The sequence below is a fragment of the Bacillus sp. D48C genome (assembly GCF_053345735.1).
This window is the reverse complement of the sequence record NZ_JBKFAQ010000003.1, coordinates 138208-162656: the sequence shown is the minus strand read 5'-3', so window position 1 is coordinate 162656 and position 24449 is coordinate 138208. Positions and strand designations below refer to the sequence as shown.

The 24449-nt window shown below is 35.1% G+C and carries 14 protein-coding genes and 1 pseudogene; 6 read left to right on the top strand and 9 right to left on the bottom strand.

The genetic code is table 11. The features are described 5' to 3' along the window. Positions 1 to 9: 9 nt before the first annotated feature. A complete protein-coding gene (locus ACLBXA_RS09650) occupies positions 10 to 156 on the bottom strand; it encodes a quorum-sensing peptide PapR (protein ID WP_000734733.1) in 147 nt (48 codons plus the stop codon). Between the two features lie 88 nt (positions 157 to 244). Beyond that, on the bottom strand, positions 245 to 1102 hold the full coding sequence (locus ACLBXA_RS09645) for a helix-turn-helix domain-containing protein (RefSeq protein ID WP_001147494.1): 858 nt from the start codon (positions 1100 to 1102) through the stop codon (positions 245 to 247). Between the two features lie 168 nt (positions 1103 to 1270). On the opposite strand from ACLBXA_RS09645, the gene ACLBXA_RS09640 reads away from it, so the two are divergent. Then, the gene (locus tag ACLBXA_RS09640) at positions 1271 to 3022 is read left to right on the top strand and encodes a M4 family metallopeptidase (RefSeq protein ID WP_001109525.1); all 1752 of its coding nucleotides are present in this window, start codon (positions 1271 to 1273) and stop codon (positions 3020 to 3022) included. A gap of 40 nt (positions 3023 to 3062) precedes the next feature. Here ACLBXA_RS09640 and ACLBXA_RS09635 read toward each other — a convergent pair whose 3' ends face one another. Genes ACLBXA_RS09635 through ACLBXA_RS09620 form a run of 4 tightly spaced genes read right to left on the bottom strand, consistent with a single transcriptional unit; the run spans position 3063 to position 6426 of the window. Then, the gene (locus ACLBXA_RS09635) at positions 3063 to 3665 is read right to left on the bottom strand and encodes a response regulator (protein ID WP_447617186.1); all 603 of its coding nucleotides are present in this window, start codon (positions 3663 to 3665) and stop codon (positions 3063 to 3065) included. Beyond that, on the bottom strand, positions 3662 to 4792 hold the full coding sequence (locus tag ACLBXA_RS09630; protein ID WP_000570631.1) for a sensor histidine kinase: 1131 nt from the start codon (positions 4790 to 4792) through the stop codon (positions 3662 to 3664). The genes ACLBXA_RS09635 and ACLBXA_RS09630 overlap by 4 nt, the downstream gene beginning before the upstream one ends. Next, a complete protein-coding gene (locus ACLBXA_RS09625) occupies positions 4793 to 5527 on the bottom strand; it encodes an ABC transporter permease (protein ID WP_001202431.1) in 735 nt (244 codons plus the stop codon). Next, complete coding sequence (locus ACLBXA_RS09620) at positions 5524 to 6426, bottom strand: ABC transporter ATP-binding protein (protein ID WP_447617185.1); 903 nt, start codon at positions 6424 to 6426, stop codon at positions 5524 to 5526. Before ACLBXA_RS09620 ends, ACLBXA_RS09625 begins: the two co-directional genes overlap by 4 nt. Before the next feature lie 157 nt (positions 6427 to 6583). Between ACLBXA_RS09620 and map the strand changes: the two genes are divergently transcribed. The 4 genes from map to ACLBXA_RS09600 all read left to right on the top strand — a co-directional run bounded on the left by map (position 6584) and on the right by ACLBXA_RS09600 (position 20219). Then, positions 6584 to 7378, top strand: a complete 795-nt coding sequence (gene map, locus ACLBXA_RS09615; RefSeq protein WP_002083543.1) for a type I methionyl aminopeptidase — start codon at positions 6584 to 6586, stop codon at positions 7376 to 7378. A 779-nt stretch (positions 7379 to 8157) separates the two neighbouring features. Further along, on the top strand, positions 8158 to 17808 hold the full coding sequence (locus ACLBXA_RS09610; protein ID WP_447617184.1) for a SpaA isopeptide-forming pilin-related protein: 9651 nt from the start codon (positions 8158 to 8160) through the stop codon (positions 17806 to 17808). A gap of 489 nt (positions 17809 to 18297) precedes the next feature. Then, positions 18298 to 19698, top strand: coding sequence for a M28 family metallopeptidase (locus ACLBXA_RS09605; RefSeq protein WP_000045708.1), 1401 nt, complete (start codon positions 18298 to 18300; stop codon positions 19696 to 19698). A gap of 146 nt (positions 19699 to 19844) precedes the next feature. Beyond that, complete coding sequence (locus ACLBXA_RS09600; RefSeq protein ID WP_000738257.1) at positions 19845 to 20219, top strand: hypothetical protein; 375 nt, start codon at positions 19845 to 19847, stop codon at positions 20217 to 20219. Positions 20220 to 20245: 26 nt separating this feature from the next. On the opposite strand, the pseudogene ACLBXA_RS09595 reads toward ACLBXA_RS09600, so the two are convergent. The 3 genes and pseudogenes from ACLBXA_RS09595 to ACLBXA_RS09585 all read right to left on the bottom strand — a co-directional run bounded on the left by ACLBXA_RS09595 (position 20246) and on the right by ACLBXA_RS09585 (position 23249). Then, positions 20246 to 20744 (bottom strand): annotated as a pseudogene (locus ACLBXA_RS09595) (RNA polymerase sigma factor). Between the two features lie 397 nt (positions 20745 to 21141). Further along, positions 21142 to 22812 carry an arginine--tRNA ligase gene (argS, locus tag ACLBXA_RS09590; RefSeq protein ID WP_001086463.1) on the bottom strand — a complete coding sequence of 557 codons (1671 nt, stop codon included), beginning with the start codon at positions 22810 to 22812 and terminating at the stop codon, positions 21142 to 21144. Then, positions 22812 to 23249, bottom strand: a complete 438-nt coding sequence (locus tag ACLBXA_RS09585; RefSeq protein WP_079246217.1) for a DUF1934 domain-containing protein — start codon at positions 23247 to 23249, stop codon at positions 22812 to 22814. The genes argS and ACLBXA_RS09585 overlap by 1 nt, the downstream gene beginning before the upstream one ends. 202 nt (positions 23250 to 23451) lie before the next feature. Here ACLBXA_RS09585 and ACLBXA_RS09580 point away from each other — a divergent pair, with 202 nt between their 5' ends. Further along, on the top strand, positions 23452 to 24438 hold the full coding sequence (locus ACLBXA_RS09580; RefSeq protein WP_447617183.1) for a S66 family peptidase: 987 nt from the start codon (positions 23452 to 23454) through the stop codon (positions 24436 to 24438). The last annotated feature ends 11 nt before the right edge of the window (positions 24439 to 24449 follow it).

The window sequence follows — 24449 nt, the reverse complement described above, 5'->3', positions numbered from 1 at the left end:
GGTTGTTTTTTAAAACTCAAAAGGTAAATCTGCAGCTACTTGTACCTCTTGATCATTATGAGAAATTATTTGACTTTTCTCTAATGTTGTATCACCTAATGAAATACCCCATGCCATTGCTAACGTTAATAAACTACCAATAAGTAATTTCTTCATATTCCATCACCCACATTTTTTACTTTTAATATATCATGAAAATTTATTCACATTGTATGCAATTATGCATATCCACTTTTTAGGTTGTTTATCTGCTGATTTTATTTACGAGCGCTTCTTTATATGCATGCATTTCTAATATATCAAAAAAGAAACTTGCCTTCTTATATGCATCTTCAATCTCTGCCTCTTCATACTCCAACTTCCTTAGGCATTCACCTCTTTGATAATATAGCTGTCCAATTAATGCCATACTATTAATTCGGCATGATATTTCAATCGCTTTATTTACTTGATAAAGTGATTCTTCATATCGACTATCTAAGTATAATGCTTTTGCATGATTATACCTTACCTTCACGTCAAATTCTTCATTATCATGCAATGCCTCTAATTGTTTTAATATTTGTTCAAATAAATCAATACCCTTCTTCAAATAGCCATTTTCAGCATAAATGTTTGCAATTGCGTTTTCAATATAAAGATTCTGATATACATCAATTCCTGTCAATTGTTGATTGAGCAATTTCTTTAATTCTAAAATACAATATTCGTAATCGACTTTTTTCAACACGTAAGCAGCTACATAATATTGCCATTGAAGAAATTGCTGGAATTCAGGATGATATTCTTCCTTTTTCAGCTCATTCCATACTTTATTATAAATTTCTTTATATCTTTTTTGCTTACAAAGCATAATGACTTGATCTTTAAACTGTTTTTTTCTTTCAATATCCGAATAAATGAGTACCTCATAAAAATGAATAATGGGAATTTGTAATTTCGCTGCAATACCTTGCAATATATCCATACTTGGGTATACTGCACCCGATTCAATTCTGCTTACTTCCGATTGATGACATATGTTCTCGGATAACTGTTTTTGTGTTAGTCCTCTTAACACTCTAATTTTTTTAATTTCACTTCCTAATTTCTCTGCTTGCATACTTACTCACCATCCCATTATAACAATCTAATTTTTTAAGTTGTCATACCACTACAATAATGTGCATTCGACAATTTTTGATATGAAATAATGCATAATATATATAAAATTCGGCAAATTTTTCATACAATTCATCTCACATACAATAATAGATTAGGAGTGTTATAGATGAATTATAGAAAACTTGCCAGTGCTTTCGTTACATTCGGTCTTCTTTACCCTTTATCAACAGAAGCTATTCATGCTCAAGAATTAGACAAAAGTGCAGTCAAAGTTGAAATTGCTCAGCCTGGTTTAACAATCGGGAAATTAACACAACCTCAAAATGATACGAAAGAAAATATTGCTAAAAAGTATTTAAAAGGTGAGGTAGATGGGGCTAAAGCTCAACAAGAACAAGTCACTACTGAAAAAAATGTAGATTTCCAACCTACAAATAAAGAAACCAAAGAAAATCAAACCGAAGTTCGCCTTGCACAAACATATAAAAACTATAAAGTATATGGCCAAGATCTCATTGTAAAAGTAGATAAAAATGGAGTGATCACAACTGTTAGTGGTAAAGTTGTTCAAAATTTAAATCAACAACCTAATCTTACTATAACAAATTTTTTGTCGAAAAATGAAGTGAAATCTAAATTACGCGATATAGTTCAAATTCCAAGTGATGCGGTTGAGACAGAATTCTCTAGCGAAACCGTTGTTTATAAGAAAAAAGATGGCTATTATACATTCGCAACTGTTATTACATTTACTTATGAAAACAATGAACAAATTATAAATGGCAATGCTATCGTTGATCTAAAAACTGGTGAAGTACTTTTCCAAGAAAAATTCATTAAAAACAAAGAGAATAAGACTATAAATCAAGTAACATCACCTAGATTATCCACTGCAAGTGAGCAAGGAACTGGGAAAAATGCACTTCAAGAAAACATCTCTTTCAATATTGCCAAAGGAACTGATGGGAAATTTTATTTAGCGGATTTATCACGCGGAAATGGTATTTATATTTATAATGCAAACTACGCCGATTCCCTCGGGGGATATAGTCAAGCTGGTTATCCAGGGACACTAATTTCAAGTAGCACTCCTAATTTTGCAGATAAAGAAGCCGCGGGCGCTATGAAGAACATGAGTGATATTTATGATTACTTTAAGAAAGAACATAATCTAAAAAGTTACGATAATAAAGATTCAAAAGTTGTTGCTAGTGTACACGGTTTTGATTCTACTGAAGTTAGTGATGGTATAAAAGAAGACTATGTAAATGCGTTTTGGCATCCCGCTTGGAACCAAATGGTATTTGGTGATGGTTTAGACGGCAAACTAACATCAGCTCTTGATGTAACAGCTCATGAATTTGGACATGCTGTATTCAGTGGCACGACGAAAAATAAAGTCGTGAGATATCCAAGCGCTGAAACATCTGCACTAAACGAGGGATTAGCGGATTTCTGGGGTACACAAATCGAATATTACGTAAAGAAAGATAAAGGAAACTGGATTATGGGCGATACATTAGGTGGCCTAACAATTCGTGATATCCCAAGGGAAATTGGTGACGGCGGTCATAAATTATATACAAATTTAAAAGATTTCTATAATGATGGTAATAATCAAGAATCACACGTGAATTCTGGTATTATCAGTCACGTATTATATCAATTAGCTGAAGGTAAAACATATAACGGTGTTGCTGTTCAAAAACAAGGCAATGAAAAAGTAAGCAAAGTTGTTATGCGTGCATTGCAAAATTATGCAACTTCCGCTGAAGACTTTGAATCACTTCAATCTCACATCGTACAAGCTGCAAAAGATTTATATGGCACTGCCGTATCAAATGAATTTGCAAAGGCATTTGAAGCACATGGTTACAAGTCGTTACAAAAAGTAAATAAGGTAATAGAAGTACAATAACAAAGAAGAAGAAGTTTACTCCTCTTAGGTAAACTTCTTCTTATATCCAACCCTTTTCTTCCGCAATTGTAATTGCCTCAATTCTATTTTTCGCATCGAGCTTCGTTAATACTTCAGAAATATAATTACGTACTGTACCCGGTGAAAGATAAAGTGCCTTCGCAATTTCGTTTGCCGTCTTTCCTTCTTTCGCAAGCAACAATACTTCCTTTTCGCGATCTGACAACGGATTTTGCTCCTGCCATAGACCGAACATTAACTCTTGGGAGACCTCTCGTTTCCCCTTCATTACATTACGAATTGCTGCTGCTAAATCTTCACTTGGGCTATCTTTTAATAAATAGCCGTGCACGCCAGCTTTCATTGCTCTTTCAAAATATCCTGGCCGTGCAAATGTTGTTAAAATCATAACTTTACATGGTGATTTTTCTTTCCTTAACGCTTCAGCAACATCTAATCCACTTTGAATTGGCATTTCAATATCCATAATACTGATATCCGGTTTTAACGATTCAATTAATTTTAGCGCCTCTTCCCCGTTTGCCGCTTGCCCAATTACTTCGATATCATCTTCTAGATCAAGTAAGGCACCTAATGCACCACGAAGCATCCGTTGATCTTCTGCAATAATAATTCGAATCATGCCCTCACCTCATCTTTTCCTGTTCTAATAACAACTGGAACTTTTACTGTTAACAACGTCCCTGGATTGATTGTACCTAGTTCAACAAATCCATCAATAAGAGCAATTCGTTCTTTCATGCCGCGGATACCATTTCCATCATGATTTTGATCTGTTAAACCAATTCCGTTATCTTCTACTTTCAAAATCAGCTCACCTTGCGATTCTAATACAGAAACTGCACACCGCTTTGCCTTACTATGTTTTACAACATTTGTAACGGCCTCACGTAAACACATCCCGACAATATTTTGTTCAATTGGTGATAACGAGCTCGAGCTTGCTTCTTGCCTCACTTCTAATTCAATATTAGCTGCTTGTAAGATTGCCTTTATTTGCTCTAGCTCTTCTTCTACCGTAATCATACGCATATCAGAAATTAATTCTCTCAGCTGCTTTAAGGCTGTACGAGACGTTTGTGTAATTTCCTTCGCTTCCACACTTGCACGCTCTGGATTTTTCACAATTAACTTCTCTACAAGCTGGCTTTTCAAAGTAATAAGAGATAACGTATGCCCTAATGTGTCATGAAGATCTCTCGCAATCCGCTGCCGTTCTTCACGCTTTACTAAGTCTTTAATTTGCTCGTTTGCTTCATTCAGTTGGTTCTTTAACATCTTTTTCTGATTAAAATTGCGCATACCAAATGGCGTAAGAAGCATTAAAATAAACATCGGAACGATATTTACTAAACTTGTAGTTGTTAGTTGATTCATATTTACAAATAAAAATGCTCCAAGCATTATAACTAACGAACATAACAGCACTCGAAATACTTTCTTATTTGGCGCAAATCCCATCGCACTTGCTGTGAAAAAGCCAAAAAATATCATAAAAGGATTATAAAATAAAGCAAATAAAAAGATGAGTACCATTTGAATACAAGCCCAAAAAACAAACGTTCTCTGAACAAAATAAAGCTGACGGTATGTGACGATAAAAATTATCAACATACCGCTTCCTATTACAAGCTTCCATCCTGATGCCTGCGCTAAGTGATAAATTGGAAATAATAGATAAACAAACCACATATACGGAAAGAACCCCATATGTTTCGGAAAAACCTCAATCCTCTTTTTCTCTATCATTTATACCGCTTCCTGTCTTTTTCTTATATATATTGATACTACAACAAATATAAGGAAATAACCTCCTAATACCGCGATATTTTCCCATCCAATTGATTTTCCAGCTACAATATCCCACGCACCACTTCCGAAATGGTATGTCGGTGTCCACTCACCAATCGTTCTTAATATTTTGGGGAATACTTCAATCGGCATCCATAACCCGCCAACTATAGCTAAACTCATATTTAAAATATTTGCTAAGCCAGCAGCTGCGTCCGCCTTCTTAATGGAACCTATTACTGTTCCTAATGCTAAAAATGGTGTTACCCCTAACAATAACCATAGCCCCGCACCAATCCATTGCCCTACCGTTAACTCAACATGATTAATTAGTATCCCTGCAATAAAGATAACTAATATTGAAAAAGCATTTACTACTGTTTGAGCGATAATTTTTGCTGTTAAATATGCTCCCTCTGGAAGCGGTGTAATTTTTAGAAGATGTGTCCACCCTTGCCCTCTTTCCTGAGAAAGTCTCACACCGAAACTAAAGAGTGCAGTCCCTACAATGCTGAAAGTTGCCATCGAAATTAAATAGTGTGCCTTCCACGCATCTCCGTTTTGTGGTACTTGAACAACATTTGTAAAAATGTAGTAAAACATAACAGGCATTAATAATGAGAAAAAAATAAATAATTTATTGCGGAATGTACGTAAAATTTCTATTTTGCATTGCATCCATAACGCTCTCATGCGATTTCCTCCTTCTGATTTGCGACAAACTGTTCAAATGCTTCATCAAGGCTTCCACGTTCAACTGAAACATCTATTACAGGTAAATTCCTTTGATAAATGGCTTTTAAAGTTGCATCCGTATCCTCCGTTGTTAAAATGAAGCGTCCTTCGTTTGACTTTACTTCTGTTACATTTGGTAATTCCTTTAGTAATTTTGTAGGAATGCTTTCCTTCGAATAAAATGTGATTGTTTTTCTCGAAATCGTTGCTTTCATTTCGTCTGGTGTACCATCTGCGATAATCTTTCCGTTCGCAAATAATAAGATACGATTTGCTAAAGCATCTGCTTCTTCTAAATAATGCGTCGTTAAAATAATCGTTTTCCCTTCACTTGCTAACTTTCGAATCGTTTCCCAAAACGTTCTTCGAGACGTAATATCCATTCCGATTGTCGGCTCATCTAAAAATAACAAATCCGGATTTCCCGCAAGTGCAAGCGCAAAGTTTAACCTTCTTTTTTGCCCACCTGATAATTTCTCACATCTTTGCTTTCGCTCTGATTCTAAATTTGATAACTGCAGTAACGTTTCTTTCGCTACAGGATTCTTATAATAACTGCGGAATAGCTCTATTGCCTCTTCCACTGTAATGCTATCAATCACACTTACTTCTTGTAACATTGCCCCAAGATTATTACGAACGCCTCTCTGCTTTGGACTCTTTCCAAATATAGAAACCGTACCTTCTGTAGGATCTTTTAATCCAAGCATCATCGAAATTATCGTCGTCTTCCCCGCACCATTTGGTCCAAGTAATGCTACTATTTCTCCTTTATCCACGTGAAATGAAACGTTATTTACTGCTTTTTTATGTTTAAATGTTTTAGAAACACCATTTACTTCAATAATCTTTTCCATCTCTCCACCCCCACTGTTTCTTATATTTACATTGTATTACCTGGAAAACTTAGGAAACAGTATGATGCGTCATGACATCGATATGACAATTGTCATATATTCCTTGTGAGAGGAATCAGCCCGCATACCGCAAGCAAGTAGCAGGACGAAAATAAACATGATACAATCGGATAAGATATATATTCGAGGAAGGACAGTGGTTTTCATGATTATTCGTAATGAACAAGATTTAGAAGGCTTACGAAAAATCGGCCGCATCGTTGCGCTTGCACGTGAAGAAATGAAAAAACAAGCGAAGCCAGGTATGACAACGAAAGAGCTTGATTTGATCGGTAAAAAAGTATTAGATGAGCATGGTGCTATTTCTGCACCTGAAAAAGAATATGATTTTCCAGGTGTAACTTGCATTAGTGTAAATGAAGAAGTTGCTCATGGTATTCCAGGAGATCGTGTATTAAAAGAAGGCGATTTAGTAAACGTCGATGTATCTGCTGCACTTGATGGCTATTATGCTGATACAGGTATTTCATTTGTACTTGGAGAAGACGAGGCAAAAGAAAAGCTTTGCCAAGCAGCGGTTGATGCATTTTGGGCAGCAATGAAAAAGGTTAAAGCTGGCTCAAAACAAAATCAAATTGGTCGTGCTGTTTCAAACTTCGCACATAAAAGTGGATACAATGTTATTCAAAACTTAACTGGTCACGGCATTGGTCTTAGCTTACATGAAGCACCAAATCACATTTTAAGCTACTATGATCCAATGGATAATACGCTTCTAAAAGACGGTCTTGTTATCGCTGTAGAACCGTTCATATCTATGAAAGCTGATCATATTATTGAGCGTGGTGACGACGGTTGGACATTCATTACACCTGATAAAAGTCTTGTTGCACAATGTGAACATACCGTTGTCGTAACACGCGGCGAACCAATAATCTTAACAGAAATCTAATATAAAAAAACGGCTGTTTTGTAGATTTATTCCACATAAAACAGCCGTTTTTTAATTTTGGGAAAATATGTGAACTATTGTTGAACTCTTTATCATTTAAGTATATAATCTTTAGCGGAGGTTACTTAAGCTTATCTTTACTAAAAAGATATTGTAGCTAAGGAGGAAAACACCTTCTTTTTTATTGTTTAAACAGTCTCAAAAATGACCGTAGTAACGGGTTAGTCGAATATTCTGTAATCCTTATATTCCTCTAACAATGTAAGAAACTATCGTCTTTCAACTTCGGTCCACTAATCGTACAACTCTCTTTAGACAAAATAGATGACTATTTTCAAAGTACATATTGTCTTCATTCTGACCAAAAACAACCCTATCTAGATTTTTATTTCCACATAACTTTAAGGCAAAAATAAGCCTTCACAAGGGGATACACTACCTTGGTTAGTATGTATCGTAAAACTTACCTTTATAACCATTCTTTTTTACTAGATATACATGAAAACTATCTCACATATAAAGGTCTGATATCATTCTTTATATCAGTATTTTTTTCGACATTTTTTGTCGAATTGTGTATATTTCCAAATAACTGTGTAAATATACATTTTGTTTTACGTTAAATAATATTACTTTGAACATAACCCAGTTTGTCTGAGAACGCGTATAGAAACGGAGGGATAGCAAAAACAAATAGCTTATAACAAATACTTTTAATATTCCATTTGTTCATGTGGAATAAGTCCCCAATGGACAAATGAATGTTCAGAGGAGGAAAAATGAAAAAACTTTTCAATGTATGTTTAATTGTATTCGTACTATTTTCGCAGCTTGCTAGTTTTCCATACAATCAAGTAAAAGCGGAAACCTTAACAGGAGATTCCTTATTTGACACTGTTGAAATGAAAGATGCAACGAATCATATTATTGACGAAGCAAAAAATCCTAACAACTTAATAAAGATAGGATCAACCATTCAAGTAGAATACGCTTGGTCAATAAAGGATCAACAAGTTGCACATGCAAATGATACAGCAGTAGTTCAAATACCACTTGCATTAAAAGTATCTAAAGATTTGCAAGGGGATTTAGTAACAGATCAAAAAAATATTGGTCAATATTTTATAACAGCTAAAGATAATAAATTAAAATTGATATTTAATGATCAAGTAGAAAATTTGAAAGACGCTAAAGGAAAAATTAAAGTTGATACCGTGTTTAACTCAACTTTAAAAACTGGAGAAAAATCAGTTCAAATCGCTTTTCCTTTAGGAACAATCGTTCAACCTATATCAGTTCCTGTTCAGGTAGAAGACTCTAAAGAAGATGGCACCAAACAGGATACTAATAAACAAGTGCAAGATCCAGTAGCTAAACCTGTTACTGACAATCCGGAGCAAGATCCAACAACTAAAACTGTTACTGACAATCCGGAGCAAGATCCAGCAACTAAACCTGTTACTGATAATCCGGAACAAAACCCAGCAACTAAACCTGTTACCGATAATCCGGAACAGAAACCAGCAACTAAACCTGTTACCGATAATCTGGAACAAAACCCAGCAACTAAACCTGTTACCGATAATCCGGAACAAAACCCAGTAGCTAAAATTGCTACTGGCAATCCAGAACATAAGCTAGCAAGCAGCCCTGTTGAGAATACAAATTCAGGTCCAAAGCAAATAACAACAAACATTTTAACCGGTGTAAAGTTGACGGATAAAGACGGAAAACCATTTACAGAGGATAACCGTCCAAGCACAGATTCCCCTGCCAATATTGAGTTTACATGGGAGCTTTTAAAATCAATGAATGTGAAAAGCGGAGATTACTATATTTTTGATCTTCCTAAACATTTTAAGATTTACAATACAATTAACAGTCCTTTATATGATAGTGAAAACAATCAAATTGGTAATTTTACTGTTACAAAAGACGGAAAAGTCACGATGACATTCAACGATTATGTTGAAGAGCATCCAGATGTTGCTGGTAACCTACAATTAAAGACAGAATTTAATAAAGCTGAAATTAAAGGTACAACAACACAAGAAATTCCTTTCCCAATTAAAGATAAGGATGTTTCTATTACAGTTGACTTTAAGCCTAATGTACAAACAGCTACGAATAAAAAAGGGGTACCTGATAGACCAATTAATACAAATGAAATTAATTGGAAAGTAGAGATGAACAAAACGAAAGAAACCCTTAAAAATGCGGTTTTTAAAGATAACATCCCACAGGGTACAAGCTTAAATAAAGATTCTATTAAAGTTTATTATTTAGAAGTTGATGTTAATGGAAATGTAATGCGTGGTGCAGAAGCTGAGCCAACAGATTACAATATTATTTCATCAGATGGCTCAAAATTGGAGATTGCTTTTAAAGATTCTATCAATAAAGCATATCAAATCGAATATGCCACAAAAATTACTGATGAAAATATTAAAAGTTTTCGAAATAACGTTACGATAACGAGTGATAATCAAAAGCAACAAAACGCAAGCTCTACTGTAACGGTTTCTCGTGGTACACACTTAAATAAAACAAGTAAATATGATCCAAAGACGCAAACAATTGAGTGGACAATTACTTACAATGGTGATCAAAGAGAGATCAAAAAAGCAGACGCGATTTTAAAAGATATTTTTGACGATACACACGAACTAGATGCAAATTCTATTGTTGTGAAAAACGCTTCATATAATGAAAAGGGAACGCTTGTAACAGGTGACGCTGTGAATAATTACACTGTAAATAACAAGAAGAATGGATTCGATTTACAGTTTAACGATGATATTAATAGTGCTTATGTGATTACCTATAAAACCAAGCCAACTAATAAAGTTATAGAAGATGGAAAAGTAAAAAATAAAGTTACAGCTGATAATGATTCAAGTAAAGAAAATGAAGCTAGCTTCAAGCAGCAAAATATTATTAAATCTAATAATAAAGCTGAAACAAATTATAAAGACAAAACAACAACTTGGACAATTATAGTAAATAATAACAACTACCCATTAAACAACGCGATCATTACGGACACCTTTGATCATGGTGGATTACAATTAAAAGATAAAAAACTAGAAATTAAAGATGGAAATTATACCCTTCAAGCTGGGACTGACTATGTTTTAGATGCAACAGATAAAGGCTTCAAAATTACTCTTATAGGTACATATCAGTCTAATATGACAAAGACATTAGTTGTAAAATATACGACAGACTTTGATTATACAAAGCTAGAAAGTGGTAAAACTTCATTTAAAAATACAGGTAACCTATCTTGGATAGATACGGATTCTAAGCCACAATCAAATAAAGTTGAAGCTAATTTCGATCCTGATACTTTCACAAAGGCAAATGGTTATAAGTACGGTTCTTATAACGCTCAAACGAAGGAAATTACTTGGATAATAGGCTTTAACTACAATAATGTTGAGATTAAAGATCCTTCTGTTATAGACGTAATACAAGATAAACAAAAATTAGTTCCTGGATCCATTGAAGTACGCGATATGATTTTAAATGGAAATCCTGATAATGCACAACCTGGTAATGCTGTACCAACTGAGAAATATGAACTTGAAGAACCTACAGAGAAAAATAAAAACACCCTAAAGGTTCATTTCAAACAATCAATTAATTCACCTTACTATATTATCTTTAAAACAAGCCTTGATGGTGAACTTATCCAAGGCACTTACAAAAACGAGGCAGATTTAAAAGATGGCTCTAAAATTGTTAACACCCTTACAGGTGATACTCAAGTAAATAAAGGTGGCAGCTTCGTTACTAAAAAAGCTGTGCAAGACGACAACTATATTAATTGGAGTATCGCAATTAACGAAAGCCAATCAACCATTGCGGATGCGGTTGTAACAGATGACCCAACCGAAAATCAGGTAATTGTGGAAGATTCATTCCACTTATATCCTACAACTGTTGATCCATATGGAAATTTAACAAAAGATAAAGTAAACGAATTAAAAGAAGGAACAGACTATAAACTCAAAATAACAACAGACAATACTACCGGAAAGCAACATTTCGAAATTGCCTTCTTGAAAAAAATTGATCGAGCTTATATTTTAGAATATCGCTCACTTATTAATGCAGACGATAAAGAAAAAGTAAGTAATAAAGCGAAAATCACAGGCAATAAGTTGACAGTTAAAAACACAGAAACTACTGAAACAATTGAAGTGAGAATGTCTTCTGGTTCAGGTGGTGGATCTGCTACCAAAGGTCGTGGAAACCTTGAAATTATAAAGGTAGATAACGACAATAAGAACGTACTATTAGCTGGGGCAGAATTTACTTTATACGATCGTACAGGTAAAACTGTTATCCGTAAAATTACAACAGACAAAGACGGTATCGCTAAATTTAATAATTTAAAACGTGATAAATATTTATTAAAAGAAACAAAGGCTCCTAAAGGCTATGTAATTAGCTGGGATTTAAAACAAGGGAAAATTGTTGAACTTGGTACACAAGAGACTACAACATATAAACTTGCAAATAAGAAATTTGTCGGGAAAGTAGTTTTAACAAAATCTGATGACCTGAACAAAAATGCAACACTACAAGGCGCTATTTTCACACTACTGGATAAAGATAAAAAAGTAATTCCAGAACACAAAGAATTAACAACAAATAATAACGGACAAATTATTATAGATAAACTAAAACCAGGAACTTACTACTTACAAGAAACGAAGGCTCCTGAGCATTATCAATTAGATAGCAAACTTATTCCGTTTACTATCTCTATAGATCAAACAACAGTAGTAAATCTAACTGCGACAAATAGTTTAACTAAAGGATCTGCTCTTTTAACAAAAGTGGATAATTATAATAAAACTTTAGCAGGGGCAGAGTTTACTGTTCAAGATCGCAACGGAAAAAATATTCCTGGATATGAAAAATTAACAACAAATGAACATGGACAAATAGAAGCAAAAGATTTACGTCCGGGTAAATACCAATTTGTCGAAACAAAAGCTCCTGAGCATTATGAATTAGACAAAACGCCTATTCTATTTGAAATAGAAAAAAGCCAAACTACAGTCGCTTCTGTTACAGCAAAAAACGCTTTAATTAAAGGTGACATTACGTTAACAAAAGTGGATGATACTGATGGCACTACCCTTGAAGGTGCGGTATTCAAAATTGTTAACGACAAAAATGAAGATGTCCGTACAAACTTAAAAACAGAAAAAGATGGAACTTTGACCGTTAAAGATTTAGATCCTGGTGATTATCAATTTATTGAGACAACACCACCTAAATACTATGACTTAAATAAAGAACCAATTCCGTTTACAATCGAGAAAAGTCAAACAAGCATTATCTCAATTACTGCAAAAAACAGTTTAACTACAGGTGCTGTTGAGCTATTAAAAGTCGACGAATTTGATAAAAAGACTCCTCTTGCTGGAGCTATGTTCAAAATCGTGAATGATAAGAACGAAGACGTTCGTACAGAATTAACTACCGACACAAACGGAACTGTTAAAGCTTCTGACTTACGTCCAGGCAAATACAAATTTATTGAAACAAAAGCTCCTGAACATTATGAACTGCGATCAACACCAATTGAATTTACAATTGAGAAAGGTCAAAAAACACCGATTGTTATTACAGCTGAAAATGGTCTACTACCAGGCGATGTTGAACTAACAAAACTCGATGATACTGATGGCACTGCACTTATAGGTGCCGTATTCAAAATCGTTAATAATAAAAATGAAGATGTCCGTACAGAATTAGTTACGAATCAGGAAGGTAAAATTATTGCTACTGGTTTACGTCCAGGTAACTATAAATTTATCGAAATGAAAGCTCCTGAGCATTATGCCTTAAATAAAACACCTATTGAATTTACAATTAAGGAGAGCCAAGCGACTGCTATTAACGTTACAGCTACTAACAGCTTAACAAAAGGTGGTATTGAATTAACAAAAGTTGATTCTGTAAATGCTAAGGAAACCCTTGAAGGTGCAGTATTTAAAATTGTTAATGACAAAGGTGAGGATGTTCGTACGGAACTTACTACTGATAAAGACGGTAAATTAGTAGTACAAGACTTACGTCCGGGTAATTATAAGCTAATCGAGACGAAGGCTCCTACTTATTACGATGTAAATGAAGAACCAATTGAATTTACAATCGAAAAAGGACAACAAAAACTCCTTCCACTTACATTTAAAAATAGTTTGACGAAAGGAAAGGTCAAATTAATTAAAGAAGATGACGTGGAGAGCGCGAAAGCTCTTGCTGGCGCTGTATTCACATTACAAGACGCAACTGGCAAAGAAATTATGAAAGATTTAATAACAGATGCACACGGAGTATTAGTCATCCCTGATTTAGCACCAGGCGATTATCAATTTATTGAAGTGAAAGCTCCTGAACATTATAAATTAGATCAAACACCTATTAAGTTCGCAATTAAAAAAGGTAGTAAGGAAGATCTTCCTATCCCTGTTACTGTAAAAAACAGTTTACTTACAGGTGGCGTCACTTTAACAAAAGTTGATGATGTTGATGGCACTACTCTTGAAGGTGCAGAATTTATAATCGTTGACGCTCATGATACTAAAAAGGTAATTCGCAAAGGTTTAACGACTGATAAAAACGGTAAAATTACTGCTTCTGATTTACGTCCTGGAGACTATCAATTTGTTGAAGTAAAAGCTCCAAAAGACTATACCTTAAGCAAAGAGCCTATTCCGTTCACTATCGAAAAAAGTCAAAAAGAGAATATTACTGTTACTGCTACTAACAGTTTAAAGAAAGGTGCAGTAACATTAACAAAAATCGATGACATCGATCGTACGATGCTCGAAGGTGCAATCTTTAAGATTGTTGATATGAACGGTAAGGAAGTTCATACGAATCTTGTTACAGATAAAAACGGAAAAATTTCTGTTTCTGATTTACGCCCTGGAGACTATCAGTTCATTGAAACAAAAGCTCCTGAGCACTATGTATTAGAAGAAACACAAATTCCGTTTACAATTGAAAGAAGTCAAACGAAAGAGATCAATGTTACAGGTAAAAATGCTTTGAAAAAAGGTAGCGTTGAACTAACAAAGATTGACGATATTGATATAAATACAAAACTTGCTAACGCCGTATTTAATTTATTAGATGCAGACGGAGAGCTAGTTGAAGAAGGCTTAAAAACAAATGATGAAGGTAAAATTGTTGTTGAAAATCTACGTCCTGGTACGTATCAATTCGTTGAAACAATTGCTCCTGAACATTACGTTTTAGATAAAAAACCTATCGTATTTACAATTAAAAAGAGCCAAACTGAAGCTCTTCATGTCACTGCTACAAATGCTTTAACAAAGGGTGCTGTTAAACTTTCTAAAGTAGATGATGTTGATGCCACTGTTCTTAAAGATGCAGTATTTAAAATTGTTAATATGAACGGTGATGTAGTTCATAAAGACCTTGTTACAAATGAACAAGGACTAATCGAAATTAACGACCTACGTCCTGGTGATTACCAATTCATCGAAACGAAAGCTCCTAAGGATTATGTTTTAGATGAAACACCAATCAAATTCACTATTGAAAAAGGACAGAAGAAATCTATTTCTTTAACTGCTACAAATAGCTTAAAACAAGGTAGTATCGAATTACTTAAAGTTGATGATTTAAACGATCAAACAAAACTTGCCGATGCGGTATTTAATTTACTAGATCAAAATGGCAAGGTACTTAAAACAGATTTAAAAACAAACAGTGAAGGTAGAATCGTTGTCGAAAACTTACGTCCTGGTACGTATCAATTCGTTGAAACAACGGCTCCTGAACACTATGATTTAGACAAAAAACCAATTATATTTACAATTGAAAAAAGCCAAAAAGATATCGCTACCGTTACTATGAAAAATAGTTTAACAAAAGGCGGCGTGGAACTTTCTAAAGTAGATGACGTTGATGGCACTACTCTTGAAGGCGCAGTATTTAAAATTGCAGATATGAATGGTACTGTACTTCGCAAAGATCTTGTTACGAATCAACAAGGTAAAATTAGCGTTTCTGACCTACGTCCTGGTGATTATCAATTCATCGAGACAACGGCTCCGAAACACTACAATTTAAACAAAGAGCCAATTCCATTCACAATCACACAGAGCCAAGCTGAGCCTGTCTCTGTTACAGCTACAAATAGCTTAACGAAAGGCACTGTGGAGCTTTCTAAAGTGGATGATGTTGATGGTACCGCTCTTAAAGATGCGATATTTAAAATTACTGATCTGAATGGTAATGACATTCGCACTGAGCTTACAACAGATGTACATGGAAAAATTTCTGTTTCTGATTTACGTCCTGGGGACTATCAGTTTGTTGAAACGAAAGCTCCTGAACACTATAAATTAGATAGTACACCTATTAAGTTTACAATTAAGAAAAGCCAAAAAGAAAAGCTCCAAGTTACTACTACAAATAGCTTAACTGAGGGTGCTGTAGAATTAATAAAAGTGGATGATATAAATCCAGATACAAAACTTTCTGATGCAGTGTTTAACATCATCGATGCGAAAGGTAAAATTGTTCGCACTGATTTAACTACTGATAAAGATGGTAAGATTACTGCTACGAACTTACGCCCAGGAGACTATCAATTCATTGAAATGAAAGCTCCTAAGCATTACGATTTAAATAAAACACCTATTAGCTTCACTATCGAAAAAAGTCAACTAACTCACGCTTCTGTTACTGCTAAGAATGGCCTAACAAAAGGTGGCGTGGAATTAACGAAAGTTGACTCTATAGATAAGAAAGAAATGCTAGAAGGTGCGGTATTTAAAATTACTGATCTGAACGGTAACGACATTCGTACGAATTTAGTTACCAATAAAGATGGAAAAATCATCGCTAAAGACTTACAACCAGGAGACTATGAGTTTATCGAAACGAAAGCTCCTAAACATTACGACTTAAATGAAGAACCAATTAAGTTCACAATCGAAAGAAGTCAAACAAAGCATGTCTTCGTTACAGCTATTAATAGCTTAACGAAAGGTAGTGTTGAGTTAATTAAAGTTGATGATGCCAAGCAAAACACAACACTTGAAGGTGCAGTATTTAAAATTGTTAATAAGGATGGACACGATGTTCGTACCGATTTAACTACTGATAAAAACGGCCGTTTAGTTGTGGATGAATTACCGCCAGGAGACTATGAGTTTATCGAAACAAAAGCTCCTGAACACTATGACTTAAACAAAACACCTATTAAGTTCACAGTTAAAAAAGGCCAAGAAAAAATCGCCTCTGTTACTGCTACGAATAGCTTAACTAAAGGCGCAGTTGAATTAACTAAAGTTGATGACATCGATGGTACTACTCTTGAAGGGGCTATCTTTAAAATTGTGGATATGGATGGCAAGGATGTTCGTTCTGATTTAGCTACTGATAAAGATGGTAAGATTTCTGTTTCTGATTTACGTCCGGGTGACTATCAGTTCATTGAAATGAAAGCTCCTAAGCATTACGACTTAAATCAAAATCCTATCAAGTTTACTGTTGAAAAGAGTCAAACTGCTAAAACTTCTGTTACTGCTACTAACAGCTTAACGAAAGGCGCTGTTGAATTAACTAAAGTTGATGACATCGACGGCACTATTCTTGAAGGGGCTATCTTTAAAATTGTGGATATGGACGGCAAGGATGTTCGTTCTGATTTAACTACTGATAAAGATGGGAAGATTTCTGTTTCTGATTTGCGTCCGGGAGACTATCAGTTCATTGAAATGAAAGCTCCAACTGGCTATGATTTAAACGTTAAACCAATTCCTTTCACAATTACGAAAGGACAAACTCAAGTTACCTCTGTTACAGCTTTAAATAGTTTAACAACAGGTTCAATTGAGTTAACTAAAGTTGATATTGATCACCATGGAACACTTGAAGGTGCCATTTTCAATATTTTAGACCAAGATGGAAACGTCATCCGAGAAGGTTTAAAAACAGATCAACAAGGAAAAGTAATCATAAATGATTTGAAACCTGGTAATTATCAATTAGTAGAAACAAAGGCTCCTAAAGGCTATCAATTAGATGCATCACCAATAAAATTTACAATTGATAAAGCCCAAGCTACGCCACTACAAATTACAGTTTCAAATAAAAAGATTGAATCTTCTTCAGGTGGAGATGACAAGCCCGTTACTCCGCCAAATAAAGAAGAAAACAAAGGCACTGAAACATCTGAGAAACACGAAAACGGAACTTCCGAAGAAACATCGAATGAAACAGATAACAAACAGCAAGATGATCGAAATACGGATAAGCACCTTCCAAATACAGGTCATAAAGAAGATCCTACACAAACAGTAGGTATCGTTCTTCTACTAGCTGGATTATTAAGTATTTTAGCTAAAAAACGCAAAAAAAATTATTAATAATTTTTTCACACCCAATCAATCTCTCAATTGATTGGGTGTTTTTTTATACAAAAAGGACGATACATAAAGTATCGTCCTTTTAACGGGGTGAGGCTGCCCAAAAGTACGGAAAACCTTTGAACAGCCTCGTATTTTCATATGGATGCCTTACATATATCACTGATAATAATTATGAAATGCGGAAACATAATTACCATCAACTGATTCAAACATGAGGAATGAAACCCTACAGTGGTTCCATTCCTCTACATAATCTAAAGTTTGGGTACACTAGATTCATGCAATGTAGGGGCTTTCAGAGTAGAAAGCGAACCTTCGTTTAAAATGATAGCATACATATCTCCCTCAAAAATATGCAAATATGCATATATTGTTTTTATTTCTCAATGTCAGAATATTGAAAAACAAAAGACGCAAAGGTAAAATAAAGTCATTATCCGTCTTCTTTTGTCAGTCAGAGAGAATAGAAGAATAGGAGAGGAAAAAATGAGCAAATCATTGAAACAAAAAATAGTAAGCTCTTTGCTTGCTATATCACTTGCTGTTAGCTTAGCTCCAATTGGGCAAGCAAAAGCGGATTCCACTTCAGAAGTTCCACAAACTCCATCTATTACAAAACAAATTGATCCAAACCGCGCCATTGAACATGTTCGTTTCTTATCTGAAACAATTGGGCCTCGACCCGGTGGAACAAAATCCGAAGAATGGGCTTCTCGTTACATTGGTATGCAGCTTAAATCAATGGGTTATGACGTAGAATATCAGCCATTTCAGGTGCCCGATCAATACGTTGGATTCATTGAATCACCACTATCAACAAAACGTAATTGGCAAGCTGGTGCTGCTCCTAATGCACTAATATCTACAGAAGCTATTACAGCTCCCCTTATCTTTGTTCAAGGTGGGACAAAATTAGAAGATATTCCAAATGAAGTAAACGGTAAAATTGTTTTATTTGAAAGAGGAACGACAGTTACAGATTATAATAAACAAGTTGAAAATGCTGTTAGCAAAGGTGCAAAAGGTGTTCTTTTATACAGTTTAATTGGCGGACGCGGAAATTATGGACAAACCTTCAATCCCCGCCTAACGAAAAAGCAATCTATCCCTGTCTTTGGTCTTGCTTATGCGCAAGGAAATGCATTTAAAGAAGAAATCGCTAAAAAAGAGACAACAATTCTTTCCCTAAAAGCGAGACATGAATCTAAATTAACATCTCTAAATGTTATCGCAAAAAAGAAACCAAAAAAGAGTACGGGTAATGAAAAAGCAGTCGTTGTAAGCTCGCACTATGATAGTGTTGTTGGAGCACCTGGCGCAAATGATAATGCTTCTGGAACTGGATTAGTATTAGAACTAGCTCGTGCTTTTCAAAATGTAGAAACTGATAAAGAAATTCGCTTTATTACCTTTGGTTCTGAAGAAACTGGATTACTTGGTTCGGATTATTACGTTAATAGTCTATCCCAAAAAGAACGTGACCGTATTTTAGGCGTCTTTAATGCTGATATGGTTGCAACAAATTATGATAAAGCAAAGAATTTATACGCTATGACACCTGATGGCTCTACAAACTTTGTAACAGATGCTGCCTTGCAAGCAGGTAAACAATTAAATAATGACCTCGTTCTTCAAGGGAAATTTGGCTCCAGTGATCACGTACCGTTTGCTGAAGCTGGTATTCCTGCTGCTCTATTTATTTGGATGGGTGTCGATAGTTGGAATCCATTAATCTATCATATCGAGAAGGTATACCATACACCCCAAGATAACGTATTAGAAAACATTTCACCTGAACGAATGAAAATGGCATTAGACGTTATCGGAACAGGAGTTTATAACTCGCTTCAAAAACCTATTACTCAAACTGAGCAGAAAGCTGCTTAATCAATAAAAGACCACTGATTTTTATCAGTGGTCTTTTATTGAGAAAAAATATATATGCATAAAAGCATATTTTATCCTACTCATTATCGTATACAATATTAACTGTAACAACACCGATTACAACTAATAAGGAGGCTTTTTCTATTATGAAAAAAATGATTTTAGTAGGTGCGTTAACTTTAGCAGGAATTACCGGAGCTACCGCGTTTATTCCTGAAACAAAAGTCGCTGCTGCCGCTCAAGAACAAAGCTTTACAAAATTTTATTCTTTGCAAACTGGAGGTAGTTCTGAACAAGAACCTATTTTCCTTCAAAAAGGACAAGAACTAACAATTCATCCTAACAGCAAAACTCCTAGTTACAGTGTTTATGACTCAAATCATAACCTTATTGGGCGTTATTCTGATGGTTACGGCCGAATTTTCACTGCAAAAACAGATGGAAATATGTATGTTCAATTTCATGCACCTTACGTTTACTATAGTCCTGTTAGTTTTTCTGTTACTTATACAATCCAATAAAATAAGGGGCCTTTCTCAGGGGCCCTTTATTTTGCTTCCCAATTCACTTTTACAAAACCATCTTTCACCATTACCGTACCAATCGGTATATTTAATATTTCACTCATTTCCTTGTAAGAATATTGTTCATAGTAATAGAGTACGAGCACAGTTTTATACTTTTCATTCAATAACTGTATAACTTCCCGTATCATTTCCGCTTCCACTTTTTGAATACATTCTTCTGATATATTTACTTCATCTGCGAAATCTATTTCTCCACCATCTTCTTTATGAAACAAATCCAATATTCGATCTTTCCACCTTTTTTTCTTACGATAAAAATCATAAAACGTACGAACACAAATTGTAGCAATCCATTTTTTATAATTATCCACATAGGAAAGTTGATGCCTTGATGAAAAAACCTTTATCCACGTCTCTTGAAAAATATCTTCCGCATCTTCTTTCGTTTTCGCTAACTTATAGCATAAGGAATATATTTGCTGCTTATATATCAATTAATTCTTCTACCTTTTCTTCCATCATAAGCCTCCTGTCATTTATATAAGACGACGCAAATTATCCTTTTGTTTGATAAAATTTTATTTTTTTATTATCTCCATACAAAAAGGCAATCACAACATCATGTGATTGCCTTTTATTTAAAAACGAAAGTCCGCTTCCGCTTTTCTTTATTGTCTAGCTCCAGCGGCTAGAATACTCGGTGGCTTCGCGCCTTCCTCCGAGGCAAAGTACGCCTCTCTGTCAGGAGCTCCATCCCCCTCCTATTCTGAACGAGCCGCTTCCGCTTTTCTTTATGTCCAGCTCTGCCTCCTAGCCCCTTCTGTCTAAGAACCTTCCCCACGAGAAGATAAAATGCATCTTCTGTGGGAAAGAACCTTAGCCTTCGGGACTAAACAGTCGGCTCCGCTTTTCTTCATTACATTTTTTCTGGTGCAGATACTCCTACGATTGCTAATGCATTTTGAAGCGTAGTACGTACTGCTTTCATTAACTCGTAACGAGCTTTACTTAATTCTAAGTTATCTTGGTTTAATACTTTTTCTGCATTGTAGAAGCTGTGTAATGCTGCTGCTAATTCAAATGCATAGCTTGTAATACGGTGTGGCAGACGTTTTTGTGCTGCATCCGCAACTACAGCTGGGAATTCACCAAGCTTTTTCAGTAACTCTACTTCTTTCTCAGAAGTAACAAGTTTGTAATTCACGTCTCCATCTGCAGCTAATCCTAACTCTTCACCTTGACGAAGGATACTGCATACACGAGCATGAGCATATTGTGCATAGTATACTGGGTTTTCATTAGATTTTGATACAGCTAAGTCCATATCGAAGTCCAAATGAGAATCACCACTACGCATTGCGAAGAAGTATCGCATTGCGTCCACGCCTACTTCTTCCATAAGCTCACGAAGTGTAACTGCTTTACCTGTACGCTTACTCATTTTCATTTTTTCACCATTTTGGTATAGTTGTACCATTTGGATGATTTCTACTTCAAGTGTTTCTTTATCGTAACCTAGCGCTTGAATAGCAGCTTTCATACGAGGAATGTAACCGTGGTGGTCAGCACCCCAAATGTTGATTAGCTTATCGAAACCACGCTCTAATTTATCGCGATGGTAAGCAATATCTGGCGTTAAGTATGTGTAAGAACCGTCATTTTTAATTAATACACGGTTTTTGTCATCACCGTAAGTCATTGAACGGAACCAAGTTGCTCCGCCTTCTTCAAAGATTTCGTCACGCTCTTTTAATACAGTAAGTGCAGCATCGATTTTTCCGTTTTTGTATAATGATGTTTCTGAGAACCATACATCAAATTTAACACGGAAGCTCTCTAAGTCTTTTTGAAGTTTTGCTAACTCATATTTCAAACCGTATGAACGGTAGAATTCATAGCTTTCTTCAGCATCAGCTTTTGCGTAACGATCGCCAAACTCTTCAGCTAAACGTTTACCGATTCCAATGATATCCGCACCATGGTAACCGTCTTCTGGCATTTCTTTATCTAAACCTAAAGCTTGCATGTAACGAGCTTCAACAGAAAGAGCTAAATTATGAATTTGGTTACCGGCATCATTAATGTAGTACTCACGAGATACATCGTATCCTGCTTTTGCTAATACGTTACATAAAGTGTCACCCACTGCCGCACCACGTGCATGTCCTAAGTGAAGGTCACCTGTTGGATTCGCAGATACGAACTCAACTTGTACTTTTTCACCTTTACCAGTGTTCGTTTCACCGTAAGCTTCACCAGCGTTTACGATTGTTGGAATTAAATCTGTTAAGTAGCTATTATCCATATAGAAGTTAATAAAACCAGGACCAGCGATTTCGATTTTTTCAATAGAAGCTTTTGCTTTATCGAAGTTTGCAACTAGTTCTTCTGCAATCATACGAGGTGCTTTTTTCGCAACGCGTGCAAGTTGCATTGCCATGTTTGTAGAGAAGTCACCATTTGTTTTATCTTTTGGAGATTCTAATACAACGTTTGGAATCTGTTCTTCTGTCGCTAATTCTGCCTTTAATACAGCAGCTTGAATTTCTTCTTTAATCAATCCTTTTACCTGTTCTAAGGAATTCATTATTTTGCCTCCTTCAAATTAATTGTAATTGTATATCTGCCAGCTTCTTGTTCACTTAGAAGCAATGCGTACGTTAAGAAGAGTTGTCCTTTTTTCTTTTCATCCGACCATTTAAAAAGAACGTTATCAGTTTTCGTTTGCAGTGCAAACGTACCAAGTTCACTCGTATACGTACCCGTTGTCCATTCACCTTTCACATGCGTCTGACGCATAGAAATAGCACCTGAACGCATAATGAGAACTTGTTCATCTTGAATTTTAATAATTGTTTTCACTTCGCCTTGTTCGTTCGGCTCCTGGAATGTTACATATGTACCTTGACCTTTTACATAGTATTGACCATTTGCTTCAAAAGCAACGGTTTCCTTCCTCGCCCCTTCACGGATTTCTGTTACGAAATGAACGTGTATCGGCAAGCCTGCAAGTTGTTTCTTCACGTCTTGCACACCTTTCAAATGTTATAGATATTAAATACTACTTATAATAAATCACTTTTCCTATCATATCAAAAAAAGACGCTGTCTGTCTGCTGAAAAATCAGGAAAACTCCATTTCAAAAAATAATTCCCTCCTACTTTATTTCATATGATAAAATATTTTTTAAATCTAAATATTCTTTTAATTATAGAGGTGAATTCAATGATACCAACAAAGTTAAAAAAGGGTGATGAAATACGCGTGATTTCACCATCCTGTAGTTTAAGTATTGTTTCAAATGAAAATAGAAAACTTGCTATAAAAAGATTAACTGACATGGGCTTTCAAGTGACATTCTCAAAATATGCCGATGAGATAGATCGATTTGCTTCCTCTTCTATTTCTTCCCGCGTCCAAGACCTCCATGAAGCATTTAGAGACCCTAATGTAAAAGCTATTTTAACTACACTTGGCGGATACAACTCGAATGGTTTATTGAAATATCTCGATTTTGATTTAATTCGTGAAAACCCAAAATTTTTCTGTGGTTATTCTGATATTACTGCCTTAAATAATGCAATTTACGCAAAAACGGGTCTCGTTACATATTCAGGTCCCCACTTCTCTTCATTTGGAATGGAAAAAGGACTCCATTACACGGCTGATTACTTTTTACAATGCTTAACCGCTAATGAGCCTATTGAAATCATTCCGGCGGAAACGTGGAGCGATGATTCTTGGTATATGGATCAGGAAAATCGAGAATTTATTAAAAATGAAGGGTATGTTCCAATTCAAAAGGGGGAAGCGACAGGAGAAATTATCGGTGGCAATATGAGCACACTTAATTTACTACAAGGCACACCATATATGCCAAACTTAAAGGGCAAAATTTTATTCCTTGAAGAAGACAGTTTAACAGGAAAATCGACACTTAAAACTTTTGATCGCTATCTACATTCCCTTATGCAGCAACCTAATTTTGAACATATAACAGGTATTGTAATAGGAAGAATGCAAAAAGAAGCAGAATGTACGATAGCGGAAATTCAAGAAATGATTGCTTCAAAACCTGAACTTGCACATATTCCTATTATTGCAAACGCAAGTTTCGGGCATACAACCCCGATTTTCACTTTCCCAATTGGTGGACGTGCAAAAATTATTTCTAACAAAGAAAAGACATCTATCACTATTTTAGCGTACTAAAAAAGGAGCGA